Origin of the sequence: Collimonas humicola (assembly GCF_018304945.1) — a bacterium.
GTDB classification, from domain to species: Bacteria; Pseudomonadota; Gammaproteobacteria; order Burkholderiales; family Burkholderiaceae_D; genus Collimonas; species Collimonas humicola.
In genome coordinates this window covers 89,966-113,023 of the sequence record NZ_JAGQEE010000007.1, presented here as the reverse complement: position 1 = coordinate 113,023, position 23,058 = coordinate 89,966, and the positions used below count along the sequence as shown (strand labels likewise).

The window sequence follows — 23,058 nt, the reverse complement described above, 5'->3', positions numbered from 1 at the left end:
GGGCTCAGTGCCGCAATAAGCGTCGCTTTTGCGTATATTAGCACTGTATGAACGTACAGCTGTTTTGCAATATATAGAAATGCGGAACCGTCGAGGACGGCGCTGTTGAACCAGGACAGCGGCCGCGGCATGTTCGCCGGACGCAGCCCGGCGACTTTCCTCAGCCATCCATGCATAAAAAATCCCCGGCGCTACAGATGTCGCGCCGGGGATTTTTTACAGGTCTGAGATATTAAGCGATCACACTAAGCGATCACACTTTCTGCTTCGCTGAAATCGCATTCGCCACCACCAGCGCTGTCATGTTGACGACGCGGCGCACCGTGGCCGACGGGTTCAGGATGTGCACCGGGGCAGCAGCGCCCAGCAGCACCGGCCCCACCGTCACGCCCTGGCCACCGGTCATCTTCAGCACGTTGAACAGGATGTTGGCAGCATCCAGGTTCGGCGTGATCAGCACATTGGCATCGCCCGACAAGGTCGATTTCGGCAGGTATTGGGCGCGCAATTCCGCGCTCAAGGCGGCATCGCCGTGCATCTCGCCATCGGCCTCGACATCCGGCATGCGCTTGACGAACAGGTCGCGCGCAGCGCGCATCTTCTTGGCCGAAGGCCGGTTGCTGGAGCCGAACATCGAATGCGACAGGAAAGCCACCTTGGGCGGCACGCCGAAACGGCGCACTTCTTCCACCGCCATGGCAGCAATGTCGGCCAGCTGTTCTGCGCTCGGATCGTCGTTGACGAAGGTGTCGGCGATGAACAAAGTGTGCTTGTCCAGCACCAGGCCGTTCATGGCGGCGAAGCCTTTGGCGCCCTCGCGCAGGCCGATGATGTCGCTGACATGCTCCAAGTGGCTGTCGAAGCGCCCCACCAGGCCACACAGCATGCCGTCGGCGCCGCCCAGCTCGACCAGCATCGACGCAATGGTCGTGTTCGAACGGCGCAAGGTCGATTTCGCCATCTCCGGCGTCACGCCGTCGCGCGCCTTGATCTCGTGATAGGCCTCCCAGTACTGGCGGAAACGGACGTCGTCTTCCGGATTGATCAGCTCGAAATCGCGTCCCGCCTGCAAGCGCAGGCCGGCGCGCTTGATACGCGCTTCGATCACGGCCGGACGGCCGATCAGGATAGGCCGCACCAGCTTTTCTTCCAGTGCGATCTGCACCGCGCGCAGCACGCGCTCGTCTTCGCCCTCTGCATAGACGATGCGCTGCGGCTCGCCGCGCGCAGCCAGGAATACCGGGCGCATGAACATGCCGGTGTGGCTGACGAAACGCATCAGCGACTGGCGATAGGCATCCATGTCCTTGATCGGACGCGTCGCCACGCCCGACTCTTCGGCGGCGCGCGCCACCGCAGGCGCGATGCGCAGGATCAGGCGCGAATCGAAAGGCTTTGGAATGATGTATTCCGGGCCGAACTGCAATTCCTGTCCGGCATAGGCCGACGCCACTTCTTCGCTGATCTCGGCCTTGGTCAGGTCGGCGATCTCGCGCACGCAGGCCACTTTCATGGCTTCGGTGATGCTGGTGGCGCCGCAATCGAGCGCGCCGCGGAAAATGTAAGGGAAGCACAGCACGTTGTTGACCTGGTTCGGATAATCCGAACGGCCGGTGGCGATGATGCAATCCGGCCGCGCTTCCAGCGCCAGCTCCGGACGGATTTCCGGTTCCGGATTGGCCAGCGCCAGGATGATAGGCTGGCTGCCCATGGCCTTGACCATATCCTGCGACAGCACGCCAGGCGCCGAACAGCCGAGGAAGACGTCGGCGCCGACGATCGCATCGGCCAAGGTGCGCGCGTCGGTGCTTTGCTGGTAGCGCTGCTTGGAAACATCCAGCTTGTCTTCACGCTTGTCGTGGATCACGCCGCGCGAATCGCAGACGAAAATGTTTTCGCGCTTGACGCCGAGTTCAACCATCAGGTCGAGGCAGGCAATCGCCGCGGCGCCGGCGCCTGATGCTACCAGCTTGACTTCGCCGATCTTCTTGTTGACCAGTTCCAGGCCGTTCAGCAGCGCAGCCGATGAAATGATGGCGGTGCCGTGCTGATCGTCATGGAAGACCGGGATCTTCATGCGTTCGCGCAGCTTCTTCTCGATGTAGAAACATTCCGGCGCCTTGATATCTTCCAGGTTGATGCCGCCCAGGGTCGGCTCCAGCGCCGCGATGATCTCGACCAGCTTGTCCGGATCGCGTTCGGCCAATTCGATATCGAACACATCGATGCCGGCGAAATTATGGAACAGGCAGCCCTTGCCTTCCATCACCGGCTTGCCGGCCAGCGGGCCGATATCGCCCAGGCCCAGCACGGCGGTGCCGTTGGTGACCACGCCGACCAGGTTGGCGCGCGAAGTGTATTCCACCGCCATCTCAGGATCTTCATGGATCGCCAGGCAGGCGTAGGCCACGCCCGGAGAATATGCCAGCGACAGGTCGCGCTGGTTCGACAAAGGCTTGGTCGGCACCACGGCGATCTTGCCGCGCGTCGGGCTGCGGTGATATTCCAGCGCAGCATCGCGCAGGGCCTGCTCGGCCGCCGAAAGAATGGTGGGGGTGCTCATTGATGGTCTCCTGGATACGCTAACGAAAATTCTGTGGCAGCGACATTAGCACAATGCCTATCGATTCGGTTTCTCGACGACCGATATCTCTGCTGTTGAAGATGCTTTTGGGAAAGGAAAATATTCTGTGGAGTTATGGTTTGAATTGTGCGGCTCATGGCAAATGGTAGACGAATCTGATCAAATTTGCAGCGTTCCCGTTAAAAAAACAAACCAGCCCATCGAGCGTCGCCTGCAGCGATTTCTGCAAAATATCCAGAGAGCAATTTTTGTGCGGCGCATCATGTCATTTACTGCGAACTCTGACAGCTGTACTGAGAAATTCATTGCGGTATAAAGGCCGTGGATTTGAAGAATTTTCCTTGACGATCGACAGATTCAAGCCTTTTACCGACAGACTCAATTCATCGCAAGCTCGCGACTGTTTTCATTGAATGTGCATATTTTTGATTTTCTGCTGCGCGAGCACGATAAAAATAAAATATAAAGGAATAGCACATGTTTGATTCTGCATTAGCCCAAAACACGGACGTTCAAATCGCGCAAAAATCTGGAGACGCTGAGGAGACAGATCCGGTAAAGATGGGATGGATGATCGGCTCACCTCCCCCTCCCGATAAAATAATCAGATTCTCGGATGGCGGCTCTTCCACGTTCCCCAAAACTCGCTGGTCGTTTTCCAATTCCCGCCAATTTATTCCCAGCACTGTCGTAGCGCGAGGCAGCGGACCGGTCAGCCTGTTACCGGCAGACAAGCGCGCAGACGCGGATATAGACAATGTATCGTTCCAACCGTTAGTAGGCGTTGCCCCAATGACCTGGAAGCAGTCGCTGGCCGCCAACTACACGGACGGAATTGTCGTGCTTCACGACGGGAAAATCGTCTATGAACGCTATTTCGGCGTGCTCACCCCTGAAAAACAGCATGTCGTGATGTCAGTCACCAAATCATTTTTTGGCACCATCGGCGCCATGCTGGTTGCAGAGGGCTTGATAGATGAGACCGCAGCGGTGTCCGAATATGTAGAAGAACTTGAAGGGACCGGTTTTGGCGACGCAACCATACGTCAAGTGCTGGATATGCTTACCGGCATCAAATACTCTGAGGACTATACCTGCCAGGACGCAGAAATTTACAAACATATGCTTGCCGGCAGCATGATTCCACGTCCGCCTGATTACGGCGACGACAAGCCGCAAACGTTTTATGAGTATCTTGAAACAGTAGAAAAAGAAGGCGATCACGGTAAAGTCTTTGCCTACAAGACCGTTAACACCGATGTGCTTGGCTGGGTGATTCGCCGCGTAACAAAAAAATCAGTGGGAGAAAATTTACAAGAAATGATCTGGAGCAAACTGGGAACAGAGCAAGATGCCTACTTCTCGGTTGACACCATTGGCAATGAATTTGCCGGCGGCGGTTTGAATTTGTGCCTGCGGGACATGGCGCGCTTTGGCGAAACAATGCGGCTCGACGGTTTTTTCAATGGCCAGCAAATTGTGCCTAAAGCCGTTGTGGCAGATATCCGCAATGGCGGCGACAGGGGGTTCTTTGCCGCCGCCGGCTATCGAACCCTGCCGGGATGGAGCTATCGCAACATGTGGTGGGTATCGCATAACAAGCACGGCGCGTATATGGCGCGCGGCGTTCATGGGCAAGCGATCTATATCGATCCCGCAGCAAAAATGGTCATCGCCCGCTTGGCTTCAAACAAGACGGCGGCCAATGCACCGGACATAGATAACGCTTCCTTGCCAGCCTACCATGCGCTTGCTGAATATCTGATGACGCGATAGACCCGTAGTTGCAGCCCCACACCGCTACGAGGACCGCTATTATCCGGTGGTCCTGCCCGCTCAAGCGACAACACTGCTTTCCAAGGGCTGCAAGACAAGCAGGGTTTCATAACTCCAGCGCGTCCAGCTTGAGGCTACGCCCAGGCGGGCGGTGTTGGGACGGATCTTCGGTTTGTGGATCGCCACCCGTATTTCATCGAGCATGGGGAATTGGCGGAAGGACAGGCTGGCCACTTCCGAGGCCAGCGTTTCCAGCAGGCGCGTATGCGGCTTGGCTTGCAGAAAGGCGGTGACCACGCTGCAATAATGATCGTAGTCGATCACCGCGGCGGCGTCGACGTCGCCTGCGCCGCTGCCGCCGGTCTTGTACGACAGTTCGATGTCCAGTTCGACCGCCTGCGGCTTTTCATGCTCGTGCGGATGCAGGCCCACACTGGTCATCGCCGACAAGCCCTCGACGAAAATCTGCCAGCGCACGCCGCTGGCGATGTTCTCGCTTTTCATCAAAAATACTCCTGACAGGCGTCAAGCAGGATCCGGCCGAAATAGTCGGCAAAGCTGCGGCGGATGATCAGTTCATAGGCGCCGTCGTCCAAAGGACGAAGCAGGACGCCGGCCTTGAAGTAATGGCTCTGCGCACACTGGCCAGGCTTGAATACGCCGGCATGGAAATCCAGCGGGCAGCCCTTCTGCAAGACTGCGCGCGCCTTTGTGCCGCTGAGCACCAGGCTGGTGCTGCCGCTGCTGACATCCACCACCGAGGCGAACTCTCCCGCCAGCGCGCCGGCCAGGTCGGCGCACAGCGCAGGCAGGCGCGGCTGCCTGGACTGGATCAGCCATTCATTCGGCGCCAGCCAGTAGATGACGAACTGTTCGCTTTCGGCGATCGTATTCGGCTGCACCGGCAATGCGACGCCGGTGCGATCCTTGACTGCCCGCAGGAAGCTTGCTGATCCAGCCTCGCCCTTGATATTGATCAGTTCCAGGAAAGGCTTCTCTTCCAGCCGGACCGGCTGGTCGGCGCCTGCCGTGAGCGGCGCCAGCAACTGTCCCAGTTCCGCCAACGGCGATTCCTGCTGTACCTGAAAAAGCTGGGTTTCATTCAACATGTTGACGGACTCCTTCTGCATCGTAGAACACCAGGCTGCTGATCTTTGCGGCAATATTGCGGCCGTTCTCCAGCGATATGCTGACTTCCTGCCCCATCTTGCCGAGGCCGCCCTTGACCAGCGCGAAAGCGATCGAGCGCTGCAGGATCGGACTGAAGTAGCTGGACGTCACATGCCCTATCATGCTGGCGGTCGGCTCGTTGCTGGGCTCGGCCAGGATCTGGCTGCCTTCCGGCAGCACGAAATCCTTGTCTTCGCTGAGCAGGCCCACCAGCTGCTTGCGGTTCTCGCCGGCGGTATCCGAGCGCGACAGCGAGCGCTTGCCGAGGAAATCCTTGGATTTGGCCACCAGGCCGCCCATCCCCAGGTCGAACGGCGTGACCGAGCCGTCGGTATCCTGGCCGACGATGATGTAGCCCTTCTCGGCGCGCAGCACGTGCATGGTTTCGGTGCCGTAAGGCGTGATGTCGAATTCCTTGCCTGCTTCGATGATGGCGTCCCAGATCGCCCGCCCCATGTTGGCCGGCACGTTCACCTCATACGACAGTTCGCCGGAAAAGCTGATGCGCATGATGCGGGTGAAGACGCTGTTGATGCTGCCTTCGCGGAAAGACATGAAGGGAAATTTCTCGTTGGAGAAATCGATATCCTTGCAGACTTTCTGCAGCACGCGGCGGGCGTTCGGCCCCACTACTGCAAAGGTGGCGAAATGATCGGTCACGGAAGTCAGGTTGACCTTCAGGTGCGGCCATTCAGTCTGCAGCCAGCGCTCCATCCAGTCCAGCACGCGCGCCGCGCCGCCGGTGGTGGTGCTCATCAGGAAATGCTGCTCGCCCAGGCGCACCGTGACACCGTCGTCGAACACCATGCCGTTCTCGTCCAGCATCAGGCCGTAGCGGCACTTGCCGACCTCCAGCTTGTTCCAGGGATTGGTATACATCCAGTTCAGCAGCGTGACGGCATCCGGTCCCTGCACATCGATCTTGCCCAGGGTGGAGGCATCGAGAATGCCGACGCTGTTGCGCGCCGCCAGGCATTCGCGCGACACCGCCGCATGCAGGTCTTCCTGTCCGCGCGGGTAGTACCAGGGACGCTTCCAGTTGCCGACATCTTCAAACAAGGCGCCCTGCTCCAGATGCCAGGGATGGATGCAGGTCTTGCGGATAGGCGCCAGGAACTCGCCCAGTTCGCGGCCGGCCACCGTGCCGAAGCTCACCGGCGTATAGTTCGGGCGGAAAGTCGTGGTGCCGGTTTGCGGGATGCTCTGGCCCAGCACTTCCGCCAGGATCGCCATGCCGTTGATATTGCCGAGCTTGCCCTGGTCGGTGCCGAAACCGAGCGCGGTGTAGCGCTTGACGTGTTCGACCGAATGATAGCCCTCGCGCGCGGCCAGATAGATATCGGCGGCGGAGACATCGTTCTGGTAATCGACAAACTGCTTGGGGCCGCGCCCGACGCGTTTTCGGTCGCCCACCAGCCACAGCGGCATGAGCGGCGCTTCCGACAGTTCCGCCACTTTCCAATTCGGCAGCGCCGCCGCTTTCAAGCCAACCGATTCGACAGCCTGCTGCGCGGCCAGTGCGCCGTCGCGCAAAGCGCCGGCCAGGCTGAAATCGCCATTGGCGGCGCCGGCGCTGGTTTCCTTTTGCATCGCCGAGCCCGGCACAAAGCAGGCTTTTTCATTGTTCCAGTGCGCCTTGCCGCCGGACTGGGCGAACAGATGTATGACTGGATTCCAACCGCCGGAGACGCCCAGCAAGTCGCAGGCAAGCGACGTGATGAACTGCCCCGGCACGCCATCGCTATGCGCGGCGACTTCCACCTTCTTGACGTGGCGGCGGCCATGCGCAGTCACCACCACGGCGTCGTTGATGATGTTCACGCCCTGCCGCTTGGCGGCGGCCGGCAGGCTGCTGCCGCTGCTGTTACTGTTGCTGTTGCCAGTCGGACGCGGATCGACCACGGTCACTTCGGCGCCGTTGCTCTTCAAATCAAGCGCGGTCTGGTAGGCATCGTCATTGTTGGCGAAGATCACCGCCTTGCGTCCAGGCAGCACGCCATAGCGATGGATATAGGTCGACACCGCCGAGGCCAGCATGATGCCGGGCAGATCGTTATTGCCGAACACGATAGGCCGCTCATGGGCGCCGGTCGCCAATATCACGTGCTTGGCGCGCACCTTCCACAGGCGCTCGCGCACTTTGCCGCCCCGCTGCGCCAGCGGCAAATGCTCGCTCAGGCGCTGGGTCACCGTCACCAGGTTGTGATCCTGGTAGCCGAATGCCGTGCTGCGCGACAGGATCGTCACTTCCGGCGAGGCCTGCAATTCCGCGCTGATTTTCGCTACCCACGCGGCGGCCGGCAAGCCGTCGATCTGCGCCCGGCCGGACAGCAGGCTGCCGCCCAGTTCCGACTGGTCGTCGACCAGCACTACCCGCGCGCCGGATTGCGCCGCCACCCACGCCGCCGCCAGGCCGGCCGGGCCGGCACCGGCCACCAGCACGTCGCAATGGGCATAGGTTTTTTCATAGCGGTCCGGATCGCGCTCGGCGGGCGCCTTGCCGAAGCCTGCGGCTTCGCGTATCACTTCTTCATACTTGCCCCACCAGCTGCGCGGCCACTTGAAGGTCTTGTAGTAGAAGCCGGCCGGGATGAAGCGGGCGAACAGCTGGTTGATCGCCATGCGGTCGTTTTCGATGCTGGGGCTGGCGTTGACGCTGGTCGCGCTCAAGCCCTGGTATAGCTCGATTTCCGTGGCGCGGGCGTTTGGCACGGTGAAGGCGCCGCTTTCCAGCTGCACCAGCGCATTCGGCTCTTCCACGCCGGCCGTGACGATGCCGCGCGGGCGGTGGTATTTCCAGCTGCGCGCGACGAAATGCACGCCGTTGGCCAGCAGCGCCGAAGCCAGGGTATCGCCTTGGTAGCCCTGGTAGCTTTTGCCGTTGAAGGTAAAAGTGAGGGGAACGGCGCGGTCGAGGCGGCCGCCGCTCGCCAGTCTGTGTGTCTGGTTCATCGGTTGGCCCATCTTAGGCTCCTGCGCCGTCGGCGGCAGGCTTGGTTTCGAACTTGCTGTAGCTGAGGAATTCGTAAGTGACGGTATCGCGCTCGGCCATGAACCAGCGCCTGCAGCCCTGGTTATGCACCCACTGCTCGCGGTGCACGCCGCGCGGATTCGTGCGCATGAACAGGTAGTCGCCCCAGGCTTCGTCGCTCAGTTTTTCGGTTTCCAGCGGACGGGCGATACCGGCTTCGCCGCCGCAATGGAACTCACTCTCGGCGCGCGGCCCGCACCAAGGGCAGGTGATCAGTAACATGGTGGTTCTCCAGACAGATGGCGGATTGAATCAGGATGCGAAAGGCAGGATCAGTGGGCGACGGCGGCGGCGCCGTGCTCGTCGATCAGGTGGCCGCTGTAGAAACGGTCCAGCGCAAACGGCGCGTTCAGCGGGTGCGGATTGTCGTTGGCGATGGTGTGGGCGAAGACCCAGCCCGAACCCGGCGTCGCCTTGAAGCCGCCGGTGCCCCAGCCGCAGTTGAAGTACAAACCCTTTACCGGCGTCTTTGAAATGATCGGGCAGGCGTCTGGCGAAACGTCGACGATCCCGCCCCACTGGCGGTTCATGCGGACCCGGCTGAACACCGGGAACATTTCGACGATCGCCTGCAAGGCGCCTTCGATCACCTGATAGCTGCCGCGCTGGCCGTAGCCGGCGTACTGGTCGACGCCGGCGCCGATCACCAGGTCGCCCTTGTCGGACTGGCTGATGTAGGCATGCACCGCGTTCGACATCACCACCGTATCGAGCACCGGTTTGATCGGCTCCGACACCAGCGCCTGCAGCGGATGGCTTTCCAGCGGCAGGCGGATGCCCGCCATCGCCGCCAGCACGCTGGAATGGCCGGCAGCGACCACGGCCACTTTCTTGGCCTTGATAAAACCCTTGACGGTGTCGACCCCGGTCACCGCGCCGTTCTCGCGGCGGATGCCGGTGACGCCGCAATTCTGCAGAATATCGACGCCGCGCTCGTCGGCGCCGCGGGCAAAGCCCCAGGCCACCGCGTCGTGCCGCGCTACCCCGCCGCGGCGCTGGAACGAAGCGCCCAGCACCGGATAGTGGCTGTTGAGATTGATGATAGGAACGATTTCCTTGACCTGCGCCGGCGTCAGCCATTCGGCATCGACGCCGTTGAGGCGGTTGGCGTTGATGCGGCGCTCGGTGTCGCGCACATCCTGCAAGGTATGCGCCAGGTTCATCACGCCGCGCTGGCTGAACATGACGTTGTAGTTGAGATCCTGCGACAGGCCTTCCCACAGCTGCATGGCCTTTTCATACAGCATCGCAGATTCGTCCCACAGGTAGTTGGAACGCACGATGGTGGTGTTGCGGGCGGTGTTGCCGCCGCCTATCCAGCCCTTTTCGATGACGGCGATGTTGCGCAAGCCGTGCACCTTGGCCAGGTAGTAGGCGGTAGCCAGGCCATGGCCGCCGCCGCCGACGATGACGATGTCGTATTCCTTTTTCGGTTCCGGGCTTTTCCAGGCCCGCTGCCAGTTTTCATGGTAGGAGAGGCTGTTGCGGATCAAGCTGAATATCGAATAATTGCTCATAAACCCCTCAAAATTCCGGAACCGTTTCGTCAACATTGAATGCCGAAAGCTACTCAGCACTCAATGACATTTACCGCCAAACCGCCGCGTGATGTTTCCTTGTACTTGGTCTTCATGTCGGCGCCGGTCTGCATCATGGTCTTGATGACCTTGTCCAGCGACACATAGTGCTTGCCGTTACCGCGCAGGGCCATGCGGGCGGCGTTGATCGCCTTCACCGCGCCCATCGCATTGCGCTCGATGCAGGGAATCTGCACCAAGCCGCCGACCGGATCGCAAGTCATGCCGAGATTGTGTTCCATGCCGATTTCGGCGGCGTTCTCGATCTGCTCGGTGCTGCCGCCCAGCACAGCCGCCAGCGCGCCTGCCGCCATCGAACATGCCACCCCGACCTCGCCCTGGCAGCCGACTTCAGCGCCCGAGATCGATGCATTTTCCTTGTAGATCAGGCCGATCGCCGCCGCCGTCAGCATGAAGGTCATGACGCCGTCCTTGTTCGAGCCCGGAATGAACTTGGTGTAGTAATGCAGCACCGCCGGCAGCACTCCTGCCGCGCCGTTGGTCGGCGCCGTGACGATGCGGCCGCCGGCGGCGTTTTCTTCATTGACCGCCATCGCATACAGGTTGACCCAGTCCAGCATAGCCAAAGGATCGGTGAACGATTCCTCGGAACGATCCTTCAGCTGCCGGTACAGTTCGGCAGCGCGCCGCTTGACCTTCATCGGGCCCGGCAGTTCGCCATCGATGGAACAGCCGCGCTTGACCGCCGCCGCCATCACATCCCAGATTCCCAGCAGCTTGGCGCGCACTTCTTCCTCCGAGCGCCAGTGCTTTTCGTTTTCCATCATCAGGGCAGCGATGGTCAAACCGCTTTCCGCCGACATGCGCAGCAGGTCGTCGCCGCAGTGGAAGGGATAAGGCAGCTCGCCTTCCGGCTGCACGCTGCCGGCCTGCACCAGGTTGACGCGCTGACCTTCCTTGCTGACCACGAAACCGCCGCCGACCGAGTAATATTCTTTCTCCGCTATCGCGCTGCCAGCCGCATCCAGGGCGACGAAGCGCATGCCGTTCGGATGCTGCGGCAAAGCCTCGCGCCGGAAAAACAGCATATGCTCCTTTTCCACGCAGCCGATCGGATGGGTGCCGTTCAGCAGCAGCTTCTTGCTGCTGCGGATTTCCGCCAGCCGCGGCTCGACGTGGTCAGGGTCGATGGTGTCCGGCAGGTTGGCTTCCAGCCCCAGCAATACCGCCTTGTCGCTGCCGTGGCCCTTGCCCGTGGCGCCGAGCGAACCGTACAGCTCGACGCGCACCGCGTGCACCGCATCGAGCAGATTTGCGTCGTGCAAATACGCAGCGAACCGGTTGGCGGCAATCATCGGTCCCACCGTGTGCGAACTGGATGGGCCGATGCCGACCTTGAATAAATCGAATGTGCTGATGTTCATAGACAACCCGATTTCATACTCTGGCAAAATTCTGTAAAACCGTTCATGACAACTCCTGGGTGGGTTGAAGTATTTTTCTCGGCAAACATCACCGGCCGCGCAAGACGCCACAACGCAAGAGTACAGTGCAACAGTGCTGATCGATGCTGCCTTCAGCGATAACCGCAGTGCTATTCCTTGACATCATTTTGTCCTTGCAGCGGCTGGTCTATTTTCCGTAGCTGACAAGTGTTTGTCCTTTTCCGACAAGCACGACATTTTAATTTTACGACCAAGTGGCAACCTCAATGCGATGACATTTCCTTGTAGGGGATAAGTTAAGCGCACAAACCTTGCCAATTAGGCATTTTCGGCCAGGGCGGCAAGCTTTTCCCCTGCAAACGAGAAATGGCTTTCGCGGCGGCAATGCCAAATCGCGGTAGGATAGCAAGCTTCCTTTCCCCGACCTAGCCAAAAACACCTCAGCCACCAGATATGTCTAACGCCAATCTACGCAATCAATGCCATACCTTCTTTTCTGCATCCGCACCGCGCTCCGCCGCCCAGGATTTTGCCGCGATGGCGGCCTGGTGCGAGGAGCATGATATCCAGCACGACAGCTATGGCGAAGGCAAGCTGATCCAGGATTTCGAGAACAAGGTAGCGGGATTGCTGGGTTTCGAGGCGGCCCGCTTCATGATCACCGGCACCATGGCGCAAACAGTAGCATTGCGCATTGCCTGCCAGGACAAGAACAAGCGGCTGGTGGCGCTCCATCCGACGGCGCATATCTTGCGCCACGAAAGCAGCAACTATCAGCTGCTCGACCATTTCACCGTACTCAATGTCGGCGGCCCGTTCCGGCCCTGGACGGCGGATGACCTGAAAGCCTTGCCGGACCGACTGGGAGCAGCGCTGTATGAGCTGCCCATGCGTGAAATCGGCGGCCAGCTGCCGGCTTGGGAACAGCTGGAAGCAGTCAAGCAATACTGCAGTGAAAAGAATATTCATTTGCACCTGGACGGCGCGCGCCTGTGGGAAGCCGCCGCCGGCTACGACCAGCCGCCGGCCAGCGTGGCAGCCGGCTTTAACAGCGCCTATGTCTCCCTCTACAAAGGTATCGACGGTCTGGGCGGCGCCATGCTGCTGGGCACACGGGATTTCATCGGCCGCGCATCCGAATGGATGAAACGCATGGGCGGCAACGTCTATCAGCGCTCACCTTATGTGGTGGCAGCGGCAATGCGTCTGGATGAAAAGCTGGCGCGCATGCCGGCCTACCTGCAGCGCACGCGCGAACTGTATCAATTGCTGACGCGCTACCCGCGCTGGCAAGTCAACCCGCGCCAACCGCATTGCAATATGCTGCATCTCTACCTGCCGGTCGAGCGCGAGGCAGCGAACGCCGCGCGCGACCAGCTGGCCAGGGAACACGGCGTCTGGCTGTTTGGCCGCGCCAGCGACGCGGCCTTGCCGCAGCAGTGCTATATCGAGTGGTATGTGGGAGAGGCGCTGCTGTCGCTGTCCGACCAGCAGGTTGTTACGGCGCTGGATCAGTTCCAGGCGCTGCTGGCGCCTGCCTGACAAATACGGCCGCCGCGCCAAACGGCCGGCGGCCCTACTCCATCAAGCCGCTTTTTTCAGCAAATGATGCGGATCGATGACAAACTTCTTCGGCGCCCCGGCATCGAACTGCTGATAGCCGGCCGGCGCCTGGTCCAGGGTAATGACCTCAACGCCGACGATATCGGCAATCTTGATGCGGTCCCACAGGATGGCCTGCATCAGCTGGCGGTTGTACTTCATCACCGGCGTCTGGCCGGTATGGAAACTATGCGACTTGGCCCAGCCGAGGCCGAGGCGGATGCTCAGGCTGCCGCGCTTGGCGGCGCTGTCGACGGCGCCCGGATCGTCCGTCACGTACAAGCCGGGGATGCCGATCTTGCCTGCTACCCGCGTCACTTCCATCAGCGAATTGAGCACGGTGGCAGGCGCTTCCGCCTGCGCCCCGGCATGGCCGTGGCCGCGCGCTTCAAAGCCGACGCAGTCAATCGCGCAATCGACCTCGGGCACGCCCAGTATCTGCGCGATCTGATCGCTGAGCGAAGCATCGGTGGACAAGTCCACCGTTTCAAAGCCGACGCTGCGCGCATGGATCAGGCGCAAAGGATTGACGTCGCCGACAATCACCACCGCCGCCCCCAGCAAACGCGCGGAAGCAGCCGCCGCCAGTCCGACCGGACCGGCGCCGGCGACATACACGGTAGCGCCGGGACCGACGCCGGCGGTGACCGCGCCGTGGTAGCCGGTCGGCAGGATATCCGACAGGCAGGTCAGGTCGCGGATCTTGGCCATCGCCTGTGCTTTGTCCGGGAAGCGCAGCAGGTTGAAATCGGCATAAGGCACCATCACGTACTCGGCCTGGCCGCCGATCCAGCCGCCCATGTCGACATAGCCGTAGGCGCCGCCGGCGCGCGCCGGATTGACGGTCTCGCAGACGCCGGTGTGCTGTTCCTTGCAGGTGCGGCAGCGGCCGCAGGCGACGTTGAACGGCACCGACACCAGGTCGCCCTTCCTGATGGTTTCGACATCGGCGCCGGTCTCGATCACTTCGCCGGTAATTTCATGGCCCAGCACCAGCCCCGCCTGGGCCGTGGTGCGGCCGCGCACCATGTGCTGGTCGGATCCGCAGATATTGGTGGACACCACTTTCAGGATCACGCCATGCTCGATTTTCCGGCCTTGCGGATTATCCAGCTTGGGGAATGGGATGGACTGTATTTCTACCTTGCCCTGTTCGATATAAACCACGCCGCGATTTTCCGACATTGTGTCTCCTCCAGTCAGGATGTTATGAAATCTGAAATTTGCCGTCTGGGCGATCCTGCCTCGCCGGGGACGACGCCCCCGATTGTTTGCTCCGTTACAATCCGAGTGAAGTCTTCACCGCCGGCAAACCGTCCTTGCCGTCGAAGGTCTTGACGCCGGCCAGCAGTTTTTCCAGGGCCTGCGGATTCTTCTTCAGCCATTCCTTGGCCGCGGTCTTCGGATCTTCCTTGTCCATGATGCGTCCCATCAGCTGGTTTTCGATGCCGGTGGAAAATTGCAGGTTGGCCGCCAGCTTGTCGGCATTCGGGCAACGTGCTGCGTAGTCAGTCGCGGTCACGGTGTAGACCTTGGCTTCGCCGTAGTTGGGGCCGAACACCTCATCGCCGCCGCTCAGGTAGCTGATCTTTTGCTGCACATTCATCGGATGCGGCTCCCAGCCCAGGATCACGATCCATTTCTTTTGCTTGACCGCCCGGCCCAGCTCGATCAGCATGCCGGCCTCGCTGGATTCCACCATCTTGAAGTTCTTCAGGTTGAACTGGTTCTTGCTGATCATGCCCTGGATCAGCGCATTGCCGTCGTTGCCGGGCTCGATGCCGTAGATCTTGCCGTCCAGCTCCTTGGAAAATTTAGCGATGTCGGCAAAGGTCTTGAGGCCGGCATCGTAAGCATAGGTCGGCACCGCCAGCGTATATTTGGCGCCGGTCAGGTTAGGCGTGGCCAGCACCTTCACCGAACTGTCCTTGACGAACGGCGCGATGATCGGATCCATGGTCGGCGCCCAGTAACCGAGGAACAGGTCGATCTGCTTGTTCTTGACGCCGGCAAAGGTGATCGGCACCGAAGCGATGGTCTTGCTGGTGTGATAGCCCAGCCCCTCATAAACAGCAGATGCGAGGCCGGTGGTGGCGGCGATATCGGTCCAGCCGACATCGGCGAAACGCACGTTCTTGCACGATTGCGGCTCCTGCGCCTGCGCGGAACCCGGCATCAGCATAAAACAGGCCGAGGCCATGCCCATGCCGGCCAGCGCCAGCTTGAATGATTTCATTGCATTTTCTCCTGTGGCAAAGACGAAAGTCCGACGCTCCCGGTTGCACTGCATCGGCATCAATTAAACGCTTAGCTTCGCACTTCGACGCAAGGCCCGCGCTCAGCGGGAACCATGCGTGCTCGTACAAGCCAGAAATTACTCGCATGCGCGCAAGGGCTTAGACCGATTGCGACATGCTATTGCCTGCCTGCGTCAAACAGCTCGTCCGGCGCCAGCGGCAGCGGCGGCAACGGCGGCAATTCGTCGACCGCGGCCAGGTAAGGATGGCGCAGGTGCCGCTCGCTGCTGGGCGAACGTCCGAACTGGTTGCGGTAAGCCTTGCTGAAATGGCAGGACGACTGGAAACCGCAAGCCACGGTCACGCTCATGATCGACATTGTGGTCTGCAGCAGCAGTTCGCGGGCGCGCCGCAAACGCAGCTGCAGGTAGTAATGGGTAGGCGTGACATCAAGGTAATACTTGAACATGCGCTGCAGCTGACGCTGCGACAAGCCCACCAGCCTGGCGATCTCCTCAAACGACAGGGTTTCCTCGATGTGGGTTTCCATCAGCCGCGCCACCTCGATCAGCTCCTTGCGGCTGAAGCCGAGCCGCGCTGCAATCGGAATGTGCTGCTGGTAGGCGCCGTCGCGTATCCGTTCCAGGATGAACTGTTCGGAAATTTCCGCCGCCAGCGTCTTGCCGTAGCGGTTGGCGGTCAGGTTCAGCATCAGGTCGATCGGTGCGGTGCCGCCGGAACAGGTGAGGCGGTCGCGGTCTACTGCAAACAGCCCCTCGGTGAACAGCACCCGTGGAAAATCCTCACGCAGGGCCGAGATGTTTTCCCAGTGGATGGCGCACTGGTAGCCGTTCATCAGGCCGGCTTTGACCAGTGCATAGCTGCCGGTGCAGATCCCGCCCAGCATGACATTGCGCCGCGCCAGCTGGGTCAGCATGGCGTTCAGCTTATCGTTGACCGCCTCGTGGATCTTGACGCCGCCGCAGACGAACAGGATGTCGGGCGTGCCGGCCTGTTCCAGCGTCAGCGTCGGCGTGATCGGCAAGCCGTTGCTGGCCTGCGCCGGCAAGCCGTCGACGCTGATCACCGACCAGCGGTACAAGGTCTGGCGGCTGATGTAGTTGGCCATGCGCAGGACTTCGATGGCGCTGGCGAAGGCGATCATCGAAAAATTCGGCAAGGTCAGGAAACCGAAATGGACCACCGCCGCTGGCGCCGCGCTGTGCGGTGAAACCGGTTTTGAAGCTAGCTGCTGCGAAGACATCCTGCCTCCATCTTTGGCTACCGGCGCTGGACTTCCAGCGCGCGGATCACGTTGCTGCAATCTTGCTCAAGTTGCGCATGCTCCTGCCGGCCTGCTAGCCGGCGGCCAGCGCCGGACTCTTGCGAAACCATTTGCGCAGCCGGAAAAATCGCTGCACCTTGCCGGCTTCCGGCGTGCGGCCGAAACTTTCGGTAATGCGGTCCAGGACGATCGCCAGCAGCACCACGCTCAGGCCGCTCTCGAAACCAAGCCCGATATCGAGCCGCTGGATGCTGGCCAGCACATCGTTGCCGAGGCCGCCGGCGCCCACCATGGAGGCGATGATCACCATCGACAAGGCCATCATGATGGTCTGGTTGATGCCCGCCATGATGGAAGGCAAGGCGTTCGGGAACTGCACCTTGTACAGCAGCTGCCAGCTGGTGCAGCCGAAGGCCTGGCCGGCTTCGACGATTTCATTGTTGACCTGGCGGATGCCGAGCGCGGTCAGGCGCACCGCCGGCGGCATCGCAAAAATCACGGTGGAAATAATGCCCGGCACCCGGCCCAGGCCGAACATCATGGCGGCCGGGATCAGGTAGACGAAGGCCGGCATGGTCTGCATCAGGTCGAGGATGGGCCGCACGATCATCGCCACCCGCTTGCTCTTGGCGGCCCAGACGCCGACCGGAATCCCCAGCGCCAGGCTGATCAGGGTGGAGGAAATGGTCAGCCCCAGGGTGACGATGGTCTGGTCCCAGAAACCGGTGTTGTAGATCACGAAAAACGACACCGCGGTGAACAGCGCAAACTTGAAACCGACGCGCCAGACGCCCAGCGCGATGAAGAAGCCCATCAGCAGCCACAGCGGCAATGCTTGCAAGCCGTGCTCTATGGATTCGGCAAACCAGCTGATGGCGTTGCCGAAACTGTCGAAACTGTTGCCGTGCTTGTCGAGGATGTAATGGACGAACTGGTCGACCCAGCGTCCCAGCGGAAGGTGCTCAGACATGCGAACCTCGGGATGTTGACAAAGCTTTCAATACCATGGCCTGGCTGATCGCGCCGCAATAGCAGCCGTCGCCGTCCACCACCGGCAAGGGCGAGCGGCTCACTATCAGCTTGTCCATCACGTCTTCCAGGCTGCTGCGGTGATGGATCGCCTCGATCCGGTCCATGCCGCTGGCCTGGGGATTGCCGCTGGCGTCGGCATGGCGGCGGGTGGCGACGATGCCCTGCACCTTGCGCGCGCCGTCCACCACGAAGGCGTAGTCGGAGCGGCTTCTGGCGTACAGCTCGCCATTGGCATGCACTTCGCTGGCAGAGGCCACCAGCGGCACGGCGTTGGCTTGCATCAGGTCGCCGGCGGTCAGGTAGCGCTTGGTGTCGACGCCGTCGAAGAAGGCGCGCACATATTCTTCCGCCGGGTTGTCGATGATTTCCTGGGCGGTGCCGACCTGCACCAGGCGGCCGCCTTCCATGATGGCGATGCGGCTGCCGATGCGCAGCGCTTCTTCCAGGTCGTGCGAAACAAAGATGATGGTGCGACGCTGCTCCTTTTGCAGATCCAGCAACACGTCCTGCATTTCCTTGCGCTTGAGCGGATCGAGCGCAGAGAAGGCTTCGTCCATGATCATCAGCGACGGATTGACCGCCAGCGCCCGCGCCAGGCCGACGCGCTGCTGCATGCCGCCCGACAGTTCGCACGGCAGCTTGTTGGCGAACGGCGCCAGGCCGACCTGTTCCAGTACCGCCATGGTGCGCCGTTCGCGCTCTTTTTTCCCGGCGCCGGCCACTTCCAGGCCGAAGGCCGCATTCGAGAGCACGGTGCGGTGCGGCATCAGCGCGAACGACTGGAACACCATGCTCATGTCGCGCCGGCGCAGCTTGATCAATTGCGAATTCGTCATCTGCGCCACGTTCTGGCCATCCACCAGGACATTGCCGGCGCTCGGATCGACCAGGCGGTTGATGAGGCGGATCAGGGTCGACTTGCCGGAGCCGGACAGCCCCATCAAGACGAAGATCTCGCCCTCCTGCACCTCGAAGGAAACGTTGTGGACGCCGACCACCTGCCCGGTTTCGGCGAATATCTTGTCCTTGGAGTGCCCTTTTTCGAGCATGCTCAAGGCCAGTTGCGGATTGTTGCCGAAGACCTTGTACAAACGGTCGACCACTACTTTTGCAGACTTCATTACCTGTCTCCTGATAATGCATGCGATCAGTTGCTGCCGGGACAATGCCTTGCTGCAACGTATCGCTAGCGTGCGGGTCTAGCCTGACGGTCATTGCCCGCTTGTTTGAAATCCACTGCCGCAGAGTGTATGTGCAGCACAGCAGGAAAGACAAGCAGCAGCGGCATCGGCCCGACCGTCACGATCGCGGGAAATCCACGGAAAACTTCGTCCAGCGTTAATGACATAGTCGCGACAAAGGTCTTTGATCGAATGACGATTTACGACAAGCGCTTAATCAAAAACGACGAAGCACGTGTCGTGCCATGACTGGTGGCGGCCGGCACGCAGGCGGTATGTCGCAATTCCATCATTTTTAGTCGCAATTGCGGGGAGTTGCGTTTGGACGCCGGGACAATAATTATCCGCAGGTAATCGCCCCACACATCAACCTGGCGCGCGTTGCCGCACCGGCACGGCAGCGATTCGACTGCCGCCGCATCCATGCAGTCTCGTTTTCTGTTTGCAGCAATCGCCGGCAATCGTCATCAAATGCGGTCGATGTCAAAATGGAAACGCATTCAAAGGGAGCAGCAGACATGTTTCAGAAATTCAACAGAATCAGGATAACTCCGTGGCTGGCGGCGCTGATGGCCTGCGCCTTGCACCTGCCTGCACTGGCCCAGACCAGCGACGGCGGCGGCGCTGCTGCTGCGCCGGCTGCGGCGCCCGCCGTCGCTCCGGCATCGCCGTTCACCGCCAACGTCACGATCGCATCGCAATATGTCTCGCGCGGTTTCCGCCAGACCTGGGGCAAGCCGGCGATACAGGGCGGCGTCGACTATGCCCATCCGAGCGGCCTGTTTGCCGGCACCTGGATGTCGAGCGTGAGCGATCATTTCATCGAGAACGGCTCGGTCGAGTGGGACTTGTATGGCGGCTATACCGGCAGCGCCGGCGACCTGACTTACACCGGGCAGATCTACTACTACGTCTACCCGGGCGCGGAAGTATCGTTTGCCCGCACCAAGTACAACTATGGCGAAGCGGTCGCCTCGCTCACCTATAAATGGTTCAACGTCAAGTACTGGCTGACCTACACGCCGGACTATTTCGGCTACAACAGCGCCACGCTGGGCATAGGCAGCGGCCAGCACAGCCGCGGCTCCGGCTATCTCGACCTGAACGGCACTTTCGATCTCGGCAGCGGCTACAGCCTGCTGCTGCATTACGGTAACGAACGGGTAAGGAATTTTTCCGCCTACAGCTTCCAGGACGGCAAAGCGGCGCTGAGCAAGTCCTTCGACGGCGGCTGGTCGGTCACCGGCGCGGTCACCAAGGGCTGGGGCAAGAACGGCGTCTACGATCATTACACTACCGGCGTCCTGAATTCAGCCGGCGTGGCGGCAGTCTCCAATCCGCTGGCCACAACGCTGGTGCTGTCGCTGACCAAAACCTTCTGACAAACCGGGGCCGCCTGACGGTTTTCGGGTCAGGCGGAATGCAGGCGGAAATCGAGCGCCGACGGCCGGCCCGGCAAGCTCAGGGTGGCTTGCGCCGCCGGCGACTGGCTGATCACCTTGCCGCGCCGGATCACATAGCGCCTGCCGGCGCGCAGCCTGATCGCCTCCACCGTGCAGCCGGCGTCCAGCACCACCAGGTCGGCATTGCAGCCCGGCGCCAGGCCGTAGCCGCCAAGGCCGAGTATGCGCGCCGGCGTTTCCGTCACCGCCATGAAGCAGGCGTGCATCGCTTCCTGCCCGGTCATCTGCGCCACATGCAAGCCCATGTGCGCCACCTCCAGCATATCGCCCGATCCCAGGCTGTACCAGGGATCCATCACGCAATCATGGCCGAAGGCGACCTCGATCCCGGCTGCCAGCATTTCCGGCACGCGGGTCATGCCGCGCCGTTTCGGGTAAGTGTCGTGGCGGCCCTGCAAGGTGATGTTGATGAGCGGATTGGCGATCGCCGCCACGCCCGCTTCGCGGATCAGCGGCAGCAGCTTGCTGACGTAATAGTTGTCCATCGAATGCATCGAGGTCAGGTGCGATCCCGCCACCAGGCCGTGCAATCCCAGCCGCCGCGCATGGAAGGCCAGGGTTTCGATATGGCGCGACATGGGGTCGTCCGATTCGTCGCAATGCATGTCGACGCGCAGCCCTTTTTCGGCGGCGAACTCGCACAGCAGCTTGATCGACTCGGCGCCCTCGGCCATGGTGCGCTCGAAATGCGGAATGCCGCCGACCACGTCAACGCCCATGGCGATGGCCCGCTTCAGGTTGGCGAACGCATTCGGACTGCGCAGCAAGCCATCCTGCGGAAACGCCACCAGCTGCAAATCGAGATAAGGCGCGACCCGGCGCTTGACATGCAGCAGCGCCTCCACCGCCAGCAGGCGGTCGTCGCAGATATCGACATGCGAGCGGATCGCCAGCAAGCCGCGCGCCACCGCCCAGTCGCAATACTGCATGGCGCGCGCCACCAGCGCTTCCTGCGTCAGCATGGGCTTCAGTTCGCCCCACAGCGCAATCCCCTCCAGCAGCGTGCCGGAGCTGTTGACGCGCGGCAGGCCGTAGCTGAGGGTGGCATCCATGTGGAAATGGGCATCGACAAACGGCGGCGTCACCAGGTTGCCGCCGGCATCGATTTCCTGCGCGGCGTCGACCGCCAGCGCCACGCCCACTGCATTGATGCGGCCGCCGGCAATAGCAATATCGACCCCGGTCCTGCCGTTCGGCAGCGAGGCATTTCGAATAAGCAGATCCATAAGCATCCTCTTTAATGAGATACGCGAAAGCCGGTACGTTGCCAGCGCGGCGTGAACCCATAGTAACGGCAAAGGAAACGCGCTGACAACCGCCGGCTTGCACTCGTTGCAAGGGAACTTATGCGCCGGCGCGGCTTCTGATGCACAGCCATGCGCGATGCGCTAGCCGCATTCGGACCATGGCAAGGACCCGGATGCTAAGATCCAACACGTGTCATTTTCTCTACTCATTATTTCATCATGGCATAGTGAATGGCAGAACATGGCGATCCGGCAATCCGTGGACTCCCATCATGCGTTTATTGAAAAACAGACCCCTGACCTACATTGTTTCCGCAGGGCTACTTTTACTGATTGCCTTCGGTCTCTACCGACATTTCTTTTCCGCTGGCAAAGAACCGCAATATCTCACCGCGCCGGTCACCACCGGCGACATCCAGGACACCGTGCTGGCTAGCGGTTCGCTGGAAGCCTTGCAGCAGGTGAATGTCGGCGCCCAGGTATCCGGCCAGCTGAAATCGCTGAAGGTGGTGCTGGGCCAGGAGGTAAAGAAAGGCCAGCTGGTGGCGGAGATCGATTCGCTGACGCAGCAGAACGCGCTGCAAAACGCGCAGGCGGGGCTGAACCAGGTGCGCGCCCAGCTGCGTTCCAAACAGGCCAGCCTGGCGCAGGCGCGCCTGAATTTTGCGCGCCAGCAGCGCTTGCTGGCGGGCGATGCCGGTTCGCGCGAGAACTATGAAAGCGCGCAAGCCACGCTGCAATCGACCCTGGCCGATATCGATGCGCTCAACGCCCAGATCGAACAGGCCAAGATCACTGTCAGCACCGCCATGCTGAACCTCGGCTACACCAAGATCACCGCACCGATGGATGGCAAGGTAGTGTCTATCGTCACCAAGGAAGGGCAAACCGTCAATTCCGCACAACTGGCGCCGACCATCATCATCCTGGCCGAACTGAAAACCATGACCGTGAAAGCGCTGGTGTCGGAAGCCGACGTCATCCGCGTCAAGCCGCAGCAGCCGGCCTTCTTCACCATCCTGGGCGATCCCGACCACCGCTACCACGGCACCTTGCGCAGCGTCGATCCGGCGCCGGATTCGATCAGCAGCGACGGCACAGATAAAAGCAAGACCAATGCAACCGCAGCGCCGGTGTACTACAACGCCCTGTTCGACGTCCCCAATCCCGACAACAAGCTGCGCATTTCGATGACTGCGCAGGTCTCCATCGTCCTGAACGAAGCCAAGGGCGCACTGATGATTCCCTCGACCGCGCTGGGCGAACGCGGCAAGGATGGACGCTATCTGGTCAAGGTGCTGCGGGAAAAGGAAGGCAAGCATATAGTCGATAGCCGCCAGGTGCGGATCGGCATCAACAATGTCCAGGCGCAGGTGCTCGATGGCCTGAAGGCCGGGGAAAAGGTTGTCATCGGTGAAGCCGACGGCGCCCCCGCGGCCGAACAAAGCGCCATGATCGCGGGCTGAG

Annotated in this window: 18 protein-coding genes; 4 read left to right on the top strand and 14 right to left on the bottom strand. The window is 61.0% G+C overall.

Annotated elements, in window-relative coordinates:
- Window positions 1-253 precede the first annotated feature (253 nt).
- Entirely contained in the window at window positions 254-2,563 is a 2,310-nt protein-coding gene (locus KHU30_RS19630; protein WP_211444300.1) for an NADP-dependent malic enzyme, read from the bottom strand.
- A 498-nt stretch (window positions 2,564-3,061) separates the two neighbouring features.
- Between KHU30_RS19630 and KHU30_RS19625 the strand changes: the two genes are divergently transcribed.
- Window positions 3,062-4,360, top strand: a complete 1,299-nt coding sequence (locus KHU30_RS19625) for a serine hydrolase domain-containing protein (protein WP_211444299.1) — start codon at window positions 3,062-3,064, stop codon at window positions 4,358-4,360.
- Window positions 4,361-4,420: 60 nt separating this feature from the next.
- Here KHU30_RS19625 and KHU30_RS19620 read toward each other — a convergent pair whose 3' ends face one another.
- The 6 genes from KHU30_RS19620 to KHU30_RS19595 are packed head-to-tail and all read right to left on the bottom strand — an operon-like array spanning window position 4,421 to window position 11,523.
- Window positions 4,421-4,864: a dihydroneopterin aldolase gene (locus tag KHU30_RS19620; RefSeq protein ID WP_230427483.1), complete on the bottom strand. Its 444-nt coding sequence runs from the start codon at window positions 4,862-4,864 to the stop codon at window positions 4,421-4,423.
- Window positions 4,864-5,469, bottom strand: coding sequence for a sarcosine oxidase subunit gamma (locus tag KHU30_RS19615; protein WP_230427482.1), 606 nt, complete (start codon window positions 5,467-5,469; stop codon window positions 4,864-4,866). The genes KHU30_RS19620 and KHU30_RS19615 overlap by 1 nt, the downstream gene beginning before the upstream one ends.
- Complete coding sequence (locus tag KHU30_RS19610) at window positions 5,459-8,482, bottom strand: sarcosine oxidase subunit alpha family protein (RefSeq protein WP_211444297.1); 3,024 nt, start codon at window positions 8,480-8,482, stop codon at window positions 5,459-5,461. Before KHU30_RS19610 ends, KHU30_RS19615 begins: the two co-directional genes overlap by 11 nt.
- A gap of 13 nt (window positions 8,483-8,495) precedes the next feature.
- A complete protein-coding gene (locus KHU30_RS19605; RefSeq protein ID WP_211444296.1) occupies window positions 8,496-8,783 on the bottom strand; it encodes a sarcosine oxidase subunit delta in 288 nt (95 codons plus the stop codon).
- A gap of 50 nt (window positions 8,784-8,833) precedes the next feature.
- Window positions 8,834-10,078, bottom strand: coding sequence for a sarcosine oxidase subunit beta family protein (locus KHU30_RS19600; protein ID WP_211444295.1), 1,245 nt, complete (start codon window positions 10,076-10,078; stop codon window positions 8,834-8,836).
- Between the two features lie 53 nt (window positions 10,079-10,131).
- Window positions 10,132-11,523 (bottom strand): L-serine ammonia-lyase, encoded by a 1,392-nt coding sequence (locus KHU30_RS19595; protein ID WP_211444294.1) that lies wholly within the window; start codon window positions 11,521-11,523, stop codon window positions 10,132-10,134.
- A 474-nt stretch (window positions 11,524-11,997) separates the two neighbouring features.
- Between KHU30_RS19595 and KHU30_RS19590 the strand changes: the two genes are divergently transcribed.
- Window positions 11,998-13,086 carry a threonine aldolase family protein gene (locus KHU30_RS19590; protein WP_211444293.1) on the top strand — a complete coding sequence of 363 codons (1,089 nt, stop codon included), beginning with the start codon at window positions 11,998-12,000 and terminating at the stop codon, window positions 13,084-13,086.
- A gap of 42 nt (window positions 13,087-13,128) precedes the next feature.
- Here the strand turns inward: KHU30_RS19590 and fdhA are convergent, their stop codons facing one another.
- The 6 genes from fdhA to KHU30_RS19560 all read right to left on the bottom strand — a co-directional run bounded on the left by fdhA (window position 13,129) and on the right by KHU30_RS19560 (window position 19,306).
- Window positions 13,129-14,331 carry a formaldehyde dehydrogenase, glutathione-independent gene (gene fdhA, locus KHU30_RS19585; protein WP_211444292.1) on the bottom strand — a complete coding sequence of 401 codons (1,203 nt, stop codon included), beginning with the start codon at window positions 14,329-14,331 and terminating at the stop codon, window positions 13,129-13,131.
- A gap of 94 nt (window positions 14,332-14,425) precedes the next feature.
- The gene (locus tag KHU30_RS19580) at window positions 14,426-15,382 is read right to left on the bottom strand and encodes a choline ABC transporter substrate-binding protein (RefSeq protein WP_211444291.1); all 957 of its coding nucleotides are present in this window, start codon (window positions 15,380-15,382) and stop codon (window positions 14,426-14,428) included.
- A gap of 179 nt (window positions 15,383-15,561) precedes the next feature.
- The gene (locus tag KHU30_RS19575) at window positions 15,562-16,647 is read right to left on the bottom strand and encodes a GlxA family transcriptional regulator (RefSeq protein ID WP_211444290.1); all 1,086 of its coding nucleotides are present in this window, start codon (window positions 16,645-16,647) and stop codon (window positions 15,562-15,564) included.
- A 94-nt stretch (window positions 16,648-16,741) separates the two neighbouring features.
- Window positions 16,742-17,638 (bottom strand): choline ABC transporter permease subunit, encoded by an 897-nt coding sequence (choW, locus tag KHU30_RS19570; RefSeq protein ID WP_211444289.1) that lies wholly within the window; start codon window positions 17,636-17,638, stop codon window positions 16,742-16,744.
- Complete coding sequence (locus tag KHU30_RS19565; RefSeq protein WP_407928111.1) at window positions 17,631-18,749, bottom strand: quaternary amine ABC transporter ATP-binding protein; 1,119 nt, start codon at window positions 18,747-18,749, stop codon at window positions 17,631-17,633. The genes choW and KHU30_RS19565 overlap by 8 nt, the downstream gene beginning before the upstream one ends.
- A 332-nt stretch (window positions 18,750-19,081) precedes the next feature.
- On the bottom strand, window positions 19,082-19,306 hold the full coding sequence (locus KHU30_RS19560; protein ID WP_211444287.1) for a hypothetical protein: 225 nt from the start codon (window positions 19,304-19,306) through the stop codon (window positions 19,082-19,084).
- 93 nt (window positions 19,307-19,399) lie between these two features.
- On the opposite strand from KHU30_RS19560, the gene KHU30_RS19555 reads away from it, so the two are divergent.
- Window positions 19,400-20,263: a TorF family putative porin gene (locus KHU30_RS19555; RefSeq protein WP_211444286.1), complete on the top strand. Its 864-nt coding sequence runs from the start codon at window positions 19,400-19,402 to the stop codon at window positions 20,261-20,263.
- Window positions 20,264-20,292: 29 nt separating this feature from the next.
- On the opposite strand, the gene KHU30_RS19550 is transcribed toward KHU30_RS19555, so the two are convergent.
- Entirely contained in the window at window positions 20,293-21,570 is a 1,278-nt protein-coding gene (locus tag KHU30_RS19550) for an amidohydrolase family protein (protein ID WP_211444285.1), read from the bottom strand.
- 293 nt (window positions 21,571-21,863) lie between these two features.
- On the opposite strand from KHU30_RS19550, the gene macA reads away from it, so the two are divergent.
- On the top strand, window positions 21,864-23,057 hold the full coding sequence (gene macA / locus KHU30_RS19545; protein WP_211444284.1) for a macrolide transporter subunit MacA: 1,194 nt from the start codon (window positions 21,864-21,866) through the stop codon (window positions 23,055-23,057).
- Window position 23,058 lies beyond the last annotated feature (1 nt).